General features: G+C 33.6%; 9 protein-coding genes. 8 read left to right on the forward strand and 1 reads right to left on the reverse strand.

From position 1 onward, the window contains the following. Nucleotides 1-3 precede the first annotated feature (3 nt). The 7 genes from glmS (at nt 4) to Q361_RS06715 (ending at nt 11,092) form a co-directional block, all read left to right on the forward strand. Nucleotides 4-1,851 carry a glutamine--fructose-6-phosphate transaminase (isomerizing) gene (gene glmS, locus Q361_RS06685; protein WP_103725948.1) on the forward strand — a complete coding sequence of 616 codons (1,848 nt, stop codon included), beginning with the start codon at nt 4-6 and terminating at the stop codon, nt 1,849-1,851. Between the two features lie 110 nt (nt 1,852-1,961). Then, nucleotides 1,962-4,733 (forward strand): TonB-dependent receptor, encoded by a 2,772-nt coding sequence (locus tag Q361_RS06690; protein ID WP_103725949.1) that lies wholly within the window; start codon nt 1,962-1,964, stop codon nt 4,731-4,733. Nucleotides 4,734-4,751: 18 nt separating this feature from the next. After that, the gene (locus Q361_RS06695) at nt 4,752-6,296 is read left to right on the forward strand and encodes an SGNH/GDSL hydrolase family protein (RefSeq protein WP_103725950.1); all 1,545 of its coding nucleotides are present in this window, start codon (nt 4,752-4,754) and stop codon (nt 6,294-6,296) included. Between the two features lie 144 nt (nt 6,297-6,440). Beyond that, nucleotides 6,441-7,406, forward strand: a complete 966-nt coding sequence (locus Q361_RS06700) for an OmpA family protein (RefSeq protein WP_103725951.1) — start codon at nt 6,441-6,443, stop codon at nt 7,404-7,406. A 43-nt stretch (nt 7,407-7,449) separates the two neighbouring features. Further along, complete coding sequence (locus Q361_RS06705; protein WP_103725952.1) at nt 7,450-8,487, forward strand: aldo/keto reductase; 1,038 nt, start codon at nt 7,450-7,452, stop codon at nt 8,485-8,487. Between the two features lie 5 nt (nt 8,488-8,492). Continuing rightward, entirely contained in the window at nt 8,493-8,852 is a 360-nt protein-coding gene (locus Q361_RS06710; protein ID WP_103725953.1) for a YraN family protein, read from the forward strand. A gap of 44 nt (nt 8,853-8,896) precedes the next feature. Continuing rightward, nucleotides 8,897-11,092, forward strand: coding sequence for a M12 family metallo-peptidase (locus tag Q361_RS06715; RefSeq protein WP_103725954.1), 2,196 nt, complete (start codon nt 8,897-8,899; stop codon nt 11,090-11,092). 33 nt (nt 11,093-11,125) lie between these two features. On the opposite strand, the gene Q361_RS06720 is transcribed toward Q361_RS06715, so the two are convergent. Beyond that, the gene (locus Q361_RS06720; protein WP_103725955.1) at nt 11,126-11,884 is read right to left on the reverse strand and encodes a lysophospholipid acyltransferase family protein; all 759 of its coding nucleotides are present in this window, start codon (nt 11,882-11,884) and stop codon (nt 11,126-11,128) included. 161 nt (nt 11,885-12,045) lie between these two features. Between Q361_RS06720 and trpS the strand changes: the two genes are divergently transcribed. Further along, nucleotides 12,046-13,014: a tryptophan--tRNA ligase gene (gene trpS / locus Q361_RS06725; protein WP_103725956.1), complete on the forward strand. Its 969-nt coding sequence runs from the start codon at nt 12,046-12,048 to the stop codon at nt 13,012-13,014. The last annotated feature ends 6 nt before the right edge of the window (nt 13,015-13,020 follow it).

Below are 13,020 nucleotides of genomic sequence, written 5' to 3' on the forward strand. Positions count from 1 at the left end.
TTTATGTGCGGAATAGTTGGATACATTGGGCACAGAGAAGCCTATCCTGTAATAATAAAAGGATTACAACGATTAGAATACAGAGGTTACGATAGTGCCGGAATAATGTTGTACGACAATTCCGAACTAAAAGTATCCAAAACCAAAGGTAAAGTATCAGATTTAGAGGCTCGTGCCCAAAATGAGATAACACTAAACGGCTCTATAGGTATTGGGCACACACGTTGGGCAACACATGGTGTACCAAACGATGTAAACTCACACCCACATTTGTCAAATTCGGGGAACTTATGTATCATTCACAATGGTATTATAGAAAACTATGAACCTCTTAAAAAAGAACTTATCAATAGAGGTTATACTTTTAAATCTGATACAGATACAGAAGTGTTAGTAAATTTGATAGAAGAAATCAAGAAAAAAGAAAACATTAAACTTGGAAAAGCAGTTCAACTAGCATTAAACCAAGTGGTTGGGGCTTATGCTATTGTGGTTTTTGACAAAGAAAAACCCGATGAGTTAGTAGCAGCAAGACTAGGTTCGCCCTTGGCAATTGGTATAGGAGACGGAGAATTTTTTGTAGGTTCTGATGCTACACCATTTATAGAATATACCTCAAATGCTATTTATTTAGAAGATGAAGAAACAGCCGTAATACGATTACATAAGCCGTTAAAAATCAGAAAAATAAAAGACGACACTACAGTAGACCCTTATATACAAGAGCTTCAGCTAAATTTAGAGCAAATTGAAAAAGGAGGTTATGAGCATTTTATGCTTAAAGAAATCTATGAGCAACCCAATGTAATAAAAGATACTTATAGAGGAAGACTTTTGGCAAATACAGGTATTATTCAAATGAGTGGTGTAGAAGATAATATTGAAAAATTCACCAATGCCGATAGAATTCTCATTGTTGCTTGTGGAACTTCGTGGCATGCAGGCTTGGTTGCAGAATATATTATTGAAGAATTTTCTCGTATACCAGTTGAGGTAGAATATGCCTCTGAATTTAGATATAGAAATCCAATTATTACAAGTAAAGACGTTGTAATAGCCATTTCACAATCGGGAGAAACTGCAGATACACTCGCTGCGATTAAATTGGCAAAAGAAAAAGGAGCTTTTGTCTTTGGCGTTTGTAATGTAGTAGGTTCTTCTATTTCTAGAGAAACTCATGCAGGAGCATATACTCATGCAGGACCAGAAATAGGTGTGGCATCTACCAAAGCTTTTACTACCCAAATTACGGTATTAACCATGATTGCTTTGCGCTTAGCAAAAGTAAAAGGTACGCTTTCCAATTCAGATTACTTTAGATATTTACAAGAATTAGAAATAATTCCAGAAAAAGTTTTAGAAGCCTTAAACACAAACGATATTGCCAAAGAAATAGCAGAAAAATTTAAAGATTCACAGAATTGTTTGTATTTAGGCAGAGGCTACAACTTCCCAGTAGCACTAGAAGGGGCCTTAAAACTGAAAGAAATATCTTACATTCATGCAGAGGGTTATCCTGCCGCTGAAATGAAACACGGCCCTATTGCGTTAATAGACGAAAAAATGCCTGTTATTGTAATTGCACCAAAACAAGGGCACTATGACAAAGTGGTAAGCAATATTCAAGAGATAAAATCTAGAAGCGGTAAAATTATTGCGGTAGTTACCAAAGGAGATACTCAAGTTAAAGAATTAGCCGATTATGTAATTGAAATACCAGAAACATCAGACGCACTTTCTCCATTAATTACAACAATTCCATTACAGTTGTTATCATATTATATAGCTGTATTAAGAGGATGCAATGTAGATCAACCACGAAATTTAGCAAAATCGGTAACCGTAGAATAAATAAAAATTTATATTGAAAATTGACAAAAGCGAGATTTTTTCTCGCTTTTTTTATTAATATAAAAAATATTTGTACTTTGCCATTTCAAACCAAATAAATTTAAAACCTAATGAAGATTTATCATTTTATTTTGACATTGCTGTGTTGTGGCATTTCTATGGCGCAAACTACAATTTCAGGTTCGGTAAAAGATAGCAAAAACGAACCCGTTCCGGCGGCCAACATTAAAGTTGTTGGAGATGCAGCAGGAACAGTTTCCGATGGTAACGGAAAATTCTCTTTAAAAACTAATAAAAAACCGCCTTTTACAATACAGGTGTCTAGTATTGGATATGCTACTCAAAAAGTAGAAGTAGCATCGGCAAGTCAAAATGTTGTAGTTACTCTAGAAAGTAGCGACAATAAATTGGATGAAATTGTAATATCGGCTTCTAGAACTCCTGAAAGAATTTTAGAATCGCCAGTTACCATTGAAAGAATGGGACTTCAAGATATTAAAAAAACATCTTCAGCAAATTATTATGAAGGTTTAGAAAACTTAAAAGAAGTACACTTCAACACAAGTAGTATGTCTTTTAAATCTATCAATACGCGTGGTTTTTCGACTATTGCGAACACACGTTTTATGCAATTGGTAGATAACATGGACAACTCTTCGCCAGCACTTAATTTCCCATTAGGTAACTTGGTAGGTATTTCAGAGTTGGATATTCAAAGTGTAGAGCTACTTCCAGGTGCATCATCAGCATTGTATGGAGCAAATGCCTTCAACGGAATTTTATTTATGAATAGTAAAAGCCCTTTTACTAATCAAGGATTAAGTTTTTATGCAAAGTACGGTCAAACTACTCAAGAAGTTGCAGGAACCAATGATTATTGGGATTTCGGTATTCGCGCAGCACACGCATTTACAAAACATTTTGCGCTAAAAGGTAACTTTACTTTTATGAAAGCAAAAGAATGGATGGCAGATGATCAAACAGATGTTAATGGAGGAGCAATAGGTCATACAGCAAACAGAAATTACAATGGTATGAATGTTTATGGAGATGAAGCCTCTACATTTATAAATAACGTTGGTCAAGTTTCACGTACAGGATATGCAGAAAAATATTTAACAGACAACAATATACATGCTATAAAAGCAGATTTTGCCGCACACATTAAACCATGGGCAGATGATAAAGAAATTATATTACAGCACAAAATAGGTATGGGTAACACCATTTACCAAGGAGCTAGTAAATATATGCTTAAAAACTTTATCATGCAACAAACTCGTGCAGAGTTTAAAGGCAAAAATTTCTTTGTAAGAGGATATATGTCTACCGAAGACGCTGGGGATTCTTATGATATGCAATTTGCCGCTTTAAACATAAATAGAGCAGCAAAATCAGACACAGGATGGTTTACAGATTATGCAACTATGTTTTTACAATCTCAAATTTTTATGGGTGTAAATGCTACACAAGCAGATGCTTTGGCTAGAAATTGGGCAAATAACAATATAAATCCTACACCACTACCATTGGTAGCCAATGGACAACCTCAATTTCAACCAGGAACTCCACAGTTTGAAACAGCTTACAAGCAAGTTGTTAGTGATCCAGATTTAAGAACAGGAGCAAAATTCTTGGATAATTCTAAATTATACCATGCAGATGCAAACTATAATTTTAGAGATGAAATAAAATTTGCTGAAATTCAAATAGGAGGTTCTTATAGAAAATATATCATGAATTCACAAGGAACCATATTTACAGATTTTGACGGACCTTTAAAATACGATGAATACGGAGCGTATACTCAAATTCAGAAAAAAGTAATGGACGATCGTATCAAACTTACAGGTTCTGTACGTTATGACAAATCTAAAAACTTTGAAGGACAATTTTCTCCAAGAGTTTCTGTAGTGTACTCAGCAGGAGCAACAAAAAGTCATAATTTTAGAGTTTCTTTCCAAACAGGTTTCCGTAACCCTACAACACAAGATCAATATATTGGTTTAAATATAGGTGCTTTTGCACTTATAGGGTCTGCACCAGATAACTTAGGGAGATATACAGAAACACAAAATGTTAGTACAGCAGGTCAATTATTAAATGGCGGGCAAGCTACCGTAGATTTAAATGGGTACAATGCTTATGATAATGCTTTTACTTCTGCATCGGTAGCAAAATTTAGACAAACAGGTAATGTTGCCGATTTACAAAAATCTTCATTAGGTTATATTAAACCTGAGCAAGTAAAAGCTTTTGAAGTAGGTTACAAATCATCTATAAAAGGTTTTGGTGTAGATTTGAATGCTTATTATAATATTTATAACAATTTTTCTACAACGGCTAGAGTATATGCTCCTTATTATGGTAATGTTTCTACAGATGTTGCTACGGCAGCACAAGCATTGTCAAACGGAGACGCTCGTTTATTTCAAGTGTATTCAAACTCTGTAGCTACTGTAAACTCTCTAGGTCTTGGAGCTGGATTGTCTAAAAAAGTATACAAAAACTTTGAATTAGGTGCTAATTATAACTACGCTCAATTTGACTTTAATCAAGATGAAGATCCTTCTTTTATTTCTTACTTTAATACACCTAAACATAGAGTAAAAGCATCTTTAAGTAATACAAAATTATTTAAAAACTTTGGTTTTAATATAAACTGGAGATGGAGTGAACAATACAAATGGGAGTCTTCATTTGCAGACGGAATGATTCCTTCTATATCTGTATTTGATGCACAAGCATCGTATGCTTTACCAGCTTTAAAATCGGTATTAAAAGTTAGTGGAACAAACATAGGAGGCAAAGATTATCTTCAAGTAGTTGGAGCTGGTAGAATAGGACAACAATGGTTGGTATCTTGGACAATTAATCCATAATAAATAAAAAAATTGATTATGATAAAAAATATCAAATGGCTATTTATTGCTTCGTTAAGCTTAGTAGCATGTAATAATAATGAAGATGAAACAGTAGCAGATGTTCCTGTAACGGCAGGTTCGGCAAATTTTAGTAAATATGTTGCTTTAGGAAACTCTATTACGGCCGGTTTTACAGATGGTGCTTTGTTTAAAGCAGGACAACAAAACTCTTATGCTAAATTAATGGCAGATCAGTTTGCACTTGTGGGCGGTGGAGAGTTTAAAATACCTTATATGAATGACAACATTGGAGGTTTAATGTTTGGTACTACACAAATTCAATCTACAAGATTAATTTTTAATGGTTCAGCACCTGTAAACCTAGCTGCAACTCCAACAACTCAATTGCTACCAGTTTTAACAGGTGGATTTAACAACTTTGGGGTACCTGGAGCAAAAAGTTTTCATCTATTAGCACCTGGATATGGAAATCCAGCAGGATTAATGACTTCGCCTCAAACAGCAAATCCTTATTTTGTTCGTTTTGCTTCTAGCGCAACTACTTCTGTATTGCAAGATGCTATGGCACAACAACCTACATTCTTTTCATTATGGATAGGTAATAACGATGTATTAGGTTATGCTATGAGCGGAGGAGACGGTTCTAACCCAATCACTCCTGCCACTGGAGCACCAGGTGTTGGTTTTGACGGAACATACAATGCTCTTGTAAATACACTTACATCGGGTGGAGCAAAAGGAGTTGTAGCCAACATTCCTTACGTTTCTACAATACCTTTCTTTACTACGGTGCCATACAATCCTTTAACTTCTGCTGTGTTAGGTAATGGTAATACAACAGTAGGAGATGCTACTATTTCTCAATTAAACACTCAGTTATACGGGCCTTTAAAACAAGCATTAACCGCTTTTGGAGCAGGAGATAGAATAGAATTATTATCTACATCAAAAGCAAATCCAGTATTAATAAAAGATGAATCTCTAACAGATTTATCCGCTCAACTTACTGCTGCTTTTACACCAAGTATGGGTGCAGCTAATGCTGCTTTTTACGGAGCTGTATTTGGAAAAGCTAGACAAGCAAAAGCCACAGATTTAGTGCTATTAACAACTAAAAATGCTATTGGTGCAGCACCAACAGCTTCTGATTCTGGTTTAGGATTTGCGCCACCATCACCATTAAACAAGTTTGGTATAACTTATCCATTACAAGATAAACACATATTAATACCAACTGAAATTGCAGAACTAAAAACAGCTACCGATGCTTACAATGCTACTATTAAAGCAGCAGCAGATGCAAAGGTTTTAGCTTTTGTTGATGTAAATGCAGTAATGCAACAATTAGCAAACGGAGGGGTTCGTTTTGATAACTACCACATGACAGCATCTTTTGTTCAAGGAGGAGCATTTGGTTTAGATGGCGTACACTTAACGGCTAGAGCTAATGCTTATGTTGCTAATAAATTTTTAGAAGCTATTAATGCAACTTATGGTTCGACATTCAAGTTCTATAAGCCTCAAAGTTTTCCAATGAGTTATCCAGCTAATTTACCTTAGTAAATATTTATCTCAATGAATAGTAAAAGGATTGTCTCAAACAGACAATCCTTTTTACTTATATCTAATTTTATCATAAAATTGATATTTTCTATTTAAAATTTCGATTACTTATAGTAATTTTAGCCTTTAATAAACTCTATTATGATTAAAAAAATAATTACCGGATTTGCAGTATTAGTCTTGATGACTTCTTGTGTTTCCAAAAAAATATACAACGATTTAGAATCTAAGTATGCCGATTTAAAAAAAGAAAACCGCTCTCTATCAGACACTAATGAAGTATTATCTCAGTCTAAAAATGATTTAGAAAATCAAAATAAATTGCTCACAGATGAACTCAATAAAACAAAAGCAGAACGAGATAAATTACTACAAGACTACACGGCTACTCAAAAAAATCTGAAAACACTACAAGATTCTTACAATGCTTTAGAAAAAGACAGCAATGATGCCTTAGCAACCAATATAAATAAAAATAGAGAACTACTGGCGCAACTAGATGCAAAAGAAAAATCTATGAATGCAGAGCAAGAGCGATTAAATAAACTGAAAACCCAACTCGAAGCAAGCTCAAAAAGATTGGCAGAACTTGAAGCCTTACTAGATGCCAAAGATGCTAACATGAAAAAGCTAAAGGAAACACTAACCAAATCGCTAAAAGCATTTGATGGCAAAGGACTTACAGTTTTTGAAAAAGATGGCAAAGTATATATCTCAATGGAAAACAAATTACTTTTTCAAACAGGTAGCTGGGCTGTAAATGATGAAGGAAAAAAAGCAGTTATAGAAGTAGGAAAGGTACTGGCACAAAACCCTGACTTATCTGTATTAATAGAAGGTCATACAGATAACGATAAAATTCTTGGAACTATAGGCGGTGGTGTAGAAAACAACTGGGATCTTTCTACCAAAAGAGCCACAGCTATTGTAAATATTTTGGCCGAAAATAAAGGTGTAAACAAACAAAATCTTACCGCAGCAGGTAGAGGAGAATACGCACCTGTGGCAAGCAATGATACTGCCGAAGGAAAATCGAAAAACAGAAGAATTGAAATTATACTCACACCTAAGCTCGACGAAATTTCTAAAATGCTTAACGAATTATAATCACTAAACCCCTGAAAAGAACATACAGGGGTTTCTTACTAATATGAAATATACAACTCTACCCAACACAAAAATAGCTATATCAAAAGCTTGTTTAGGCACAATGACTTTTGGTAATCAAAATACAGAAAAAGAAGCTCATCTTCAATTGGATTACGCCTTAGAAAGAGGAATTAATTTTATCGATACAGCCGAAATGTATCCTATAGGCGGGAATGAAACTATTTTTGGAAACACTGAGCGCTATATAGGTTCTTGGGTATCCAAAAACAAATCGAAACGCGACAGTTTTGTATTGGCTACAAAAATAGCAGGGCCTAATAGAGGTATGGACTACATTAGAAAACCTTTGGATTTTTCTAAGAAAAGTATACACGAAGCAGTAAATCTCAGTCTTAAAAATCTTCAAACAGATTATATAGACTTATACCAAATGCATTGGCCAGAGCGTGTAATGAATATGTTTGGCAAAAGAGGTTTAACCGAAATAGATACGCATTGGAAAGAGAATTTTCTGGAAGTTCTCTATATTTTTGATGGATTGATAAAAGAAGGAAAGATAAAACACATTGGTGTTTCTAATGAAAACCCTTACGGCGTTATGAAATTTTTGAATGAAAGCGAAAAACACAATTTACCTAGAATTGTAAGCATTCAAAATCCATATTCTTTGCTAAACAGGTTGTTTGAAGTAGGCTTATCTGAACTTTGTTATCGAGAAAATGTAGGTTTACTCGCCTACTCGCCTTTAGCTTTTGGTTTTCTCTCTGGAAAATATTTAAAAGGTTATCCAGAAAACTCTAGAATGACATTATTTCCACATTTTACTCGATATACCAACGAAAATTGTTTTAAAGCGACACGTTTGTATTTAGAATTGGCAAATGCAGTAAATTTAACACCAACGCAATTAGCTATTGCATTTGTAAATCAGCAACAATTTGTAACAGCAACAATTATTGGTGCTACAACCATGCAACAGTTGGAAGAAAACATCAATGCTTTTACGATAAATTTAAGTTCTGAAATTATTTTAGAAATTAACAAAATTCAAGAACAAATACCCAATCCTGCACCGTAATTACTATGGCAGAGCACAACGAATTAGGTAAATACGGCGAAGAGTTAGCAAAAGATTTTCTACAAAAAAACGGCTATATCATTCTAGAAACTAATTGGATTTTTCAAAAAGCTGAAGTAGATATTATAGCACAAAAAGAAAATATTTTGATAGCTGTAGAAGTTAAAACTCGCTCGTCTATAGATTTTGGACTTCCACAAGATTTTGTAAAATCAAAAAAAATACAATTGGTAACCAAAGCCATCAACGAATACATTCAACAAAAAAATCTTGATCTAAGTGTACGATTTGATATTGTTTCAGTTTATAAAAACAACAATAAATATGATTTAGAGCACATTGAAGATGCTTTTTATTTTTTTTAGAAACAAATCTCTATATTTACATTAACTAACAAACTAACTAAACCATGAAAAGATTAACCGTTTTATGTTTTATTATACTGAGTTTTATAGCTTTTTCTCAAAACGAAATAGGGAAAAATGTTCAAAAACTAGATGCTAAACATACAAATTATAATTTGTATACATTATTTACAAATTCTAAAAAATCTCAAAATGCCACAGTAAACAAAGTAGTCGAGAATGCCACAACGGCAACTATTAACCCTGTAGTATTGCAACAAATACAAACGCTTCAACCCGAACATATTTTATTGGAAATTCCTTACAATAACACTCAAATTGAGGTTAAATTATATAAAGTAAATTTATTTACCAACGATTTTCAAATAGATACTAATATACGAACCAATATTTCATATAAAAAGGGAGTCTATTATAGAGGAATTATTAACAACGATTATACTTCGGTAGCAAGCTTTAATTTTTTTGAAAACGACTGCAACGGTATACTATCTGGAGATGTTTACAGCAATGTAGTTATAGGCAAATTAGACGTAAAAAATAACTCATCTGAATATATTATTTACGAAGATCATAATTTTAAAGTAACCCCAAATTTAAAATGCGCTACTAAAGATGACCAATCAAGTGTTTCTTCAGAAAATGATTTAGCAAATCATAAAAGCACAAATACTACAAGATGTGTTACCATGTATTTTGAAATAGATTACAATATATATCTGCAAAACGGTAGTGACACAACCAATACAACCAACTGGATGACATCTGTTTTTAATAACGTGCAAACGCTTTACAACAACGATACAATAAACATAGCATTAAAATCTATGTATATTTGGACTACACAAGATCCTTATGAAGGCGCAGGCACATCTTCTAGTGATTATTTATTTTTGTTTAATGCTACCCGACCTGTATTTAATGGTGATGTAGGACAACTCGTAGGTATAGATAGTGGCGGTTTAGGTGGTGTAGCAGTTACTATAAATGGGCTTTGTTCTACAAATAATTTTAGCTATTCTGATGTTGATATTAGTTACAACACAGTACCAACCTATTCATGGACAGTTCAAGTTATTACACACGAATTTGGCCATTTACTAGGTTCGCCTCACACCCATGCGTGTGTTTGGAACGGAAACAATACAGCAATAGACAATTGTGCGCCACAAGCTCTTGGCTCTAGTTGGGAGGGAGGAAGTTGTATGACATCTCCTCCTACTTTACCTACAAGTACTCAAAAAGGAACTATTATGAGCTATTGCCATTTATTATCATCTATTGGAATCAAATTTTCAAATGGCTTTGGAACACAACCTAAAAATAGAATAATCAGCAAAGTAAATACAGCAACATGTTTAAGTACAGATTGTATTAACACTTGTATTAATACTGTAGAAGATGTTTCGGTTGGTAATGTTACTTCGTCTACCGCGGTTATAAATTGGATAGATTCAAACTCAAGTTCTTGGCAAATAGCTGTATATCCTTACGGACAAAATGCTACTACTTGGAGCAATGCTAGTACAAATAGTTTCAATGCTGTGGGTTTAAATCCTAATACATACTATGTAGCTTCAGTAAGACCTCTTTGTTCAAATACTACAGCTATTCCTTACGCAAGAAACTTTGTTTTTGTTACACCAGGAGATTTTTGTGGAGGTTTAAATTTTTATGATACAGGCGGTGTAAATAATAATTATGCTGATATGGAAACGGTAACTCGCATCATGATACCTAATGTTCCTAACAATCTAATAAAAATTACTTTTACTGCTTTTGATTTTGAGCAAGACTATGATTATTTGTATTTATATGATGGAAACTCTGTAAGCGCTCCCGAAATAGGCTCTTTTACAGGAAATACAATTCCTGGAACGTATACATCTACAGCTCCAGATGGAAGCATGACACTTAAATATGTTACCGACCAAGCTGTAAATAACGCTGGTTTTGAAGCTTTTATAACTTGTACTCCAAATCTTTCAAATCAAAATTTTTCAGAATATATAGATTTTACATATTATCCAAATCCTGTAAAAAATACAATCACATTACACTCGGGTACAAAACCGTTTACAACTGTAACCATTTACAATATAACAGGGCAACTACTTTATACAAGTACCAAAAATCAATTGGATTCTCAAATAGACATATCTAGTTACGCCAGCGGAACTTATTTTTTCAAGGTTGATTTTGGTGAAAAACAAGTACATTTTAAAATAGTAAAAGAGTAACCTTGTATAGCTTCAAAAAACAAAAAAAGATTTCTAAATAGAAATCTTTTTTTGTTTTTCTTCATCTAGAAGTAAATCATTGAGTATAACAGATCTTGCTCGCTCTTTTAATGCTTTTTTAGCATCTTGATCGTGTAGAGCGGTTTCTATAAATGAATGAATTTTAACACGCATAACGCCCATACTTCCACTAAAAAAAGTATAAGACAAACGCTTTTTATTATCATAAAACGTAATAGGCACTATAGGTATTTGATGCTCTATAGCCAAACGAAAAGCGCCGTCTTTAAATTCATCCAAAATAACAGACTCATCAGGAACACCACCTTCAGGAAAAATACAAATGCTTAAGCCTTGCTTAAGCCTTCTTTGAGCTTGTTCATACACTTCATACCTGCTTTTTTGATTGGTGCGATCTACCAAAATACTGGTTCGTTTATAAAAAAAACCAAATAATGGAATGTTTGCCAATTCTTTTTTACCTACAAAAACAAATGGATTTTTAACTACGGCAAGCATCAGCATAATATCAGTCATACTTGTGTGATTGGCAATTAGCATGTAGCTTTTATGAATATCAAGCTCTTGTTCTTTTTGCACAACATAATAAAACCCCATACCATATAAAATGAATTTTGCCCATATTCTTGCTATTTTAAAAAAATAGGGATACCAACTTTCTTTTAAGATAGAAAGTAGTAAAAGAGGGAAAAACAAAACAATAGGAGCCGCTACAAGTATATAAAACCATATACGCCACAACAACCATAAAGGATATTTTAAAAATTTCATTACTATTTGGGTTAGATACATAAAAAAGACATTCAGATATGTCGTTTTCATTTTTTCAAAAGTAACGCTTTTTTAGCTAAAATAATATTTTCAAAGGTTACATCGGTCAATAGGTTTTAAACTCAAACCAAAATAAATTACCTTTGCAAAAAATAAAAACTATGGCAAAAATACTTACAGGTGTACAAAGCACTGGAACTCCTCATTTAGGAAACTTATTAGGAGCCATATTACCTGCAATAGAACTTTCTAAAAACCCTGAAAATCAATCGTTTTTATTTATTGCCGATTTACATTCGATAACTCAAATAAAAAACGGGGCAGAACTTCGCCAAAACACCTATAGCACAGCCGCAGTTTGGTTGGCTTGCGGACTAGATATAAACCAAGTTGTATTTTATCGCCAAAGCGATGTGGCGCAAACCGCAGAGCTATCGTGGTATTTAAGTTGTTTCTTTCCGTTTCAACGCCTTACTTTAGCGCATTCATTTAAAGATAAAGCCGATAGACTAGAAGATGTAAATGCTGGTTTATTTACTTATCCAATGCTTATGGCTGCCGATATTTTATTGTATGATGCCGAGATTGTACCCGTAGGAAAAGACCAATTGCAACATTTGGAAATAACTCGAGATGTAGCTTCAAGATTTAACCATCAAATGGGAGAAACCTTTGTATTGCCCGATGCTAAAGTACAAGAAGACACTATGTATATACCAGGTACTGATGGCCAAAAAATGAGTAAATCTCGTGGTAATATTATTAACATATTTTTGGAAGATAAACCTTTGCGCAAGCAAGTAATGAGTATAGAAACCGATAGCACACCACTAGAAGAACCCAAAAACCCAGATACTTGCAAAGTTTTTGCACTATACAAACTATTGGCAACCATACAGCAAACCGAAGAATTGAGAGCGAAATACTTAGCTGGAAATTATGGGTATGGTCATGCTAAACAAGAGTTGTTTGACTTAATAATAACCCGATTTAAAACCGAAAGAGAAAAATATAATTATTACATGAATAATTTAGCAGAGGTAGACGAAATTCTTAAACAAGGTGCTCAAAAAGCTTCTCTAATAGCCGATGGTGTTTTACAAAGAGTAAGACAAAAACTAGGCTACTAAATTTAG

The sequence above is a fragment of the Flavobacterium croceum DSM 17960 genome, from assembly GCF_002917885.1.
Taxonomy (GTDB): Bacteria; Bacteroidota; Bacteroidia; order Flavobacteriales; family Flavobacteriaceae; genus Flavobacterium; species Flavobacterium croceum.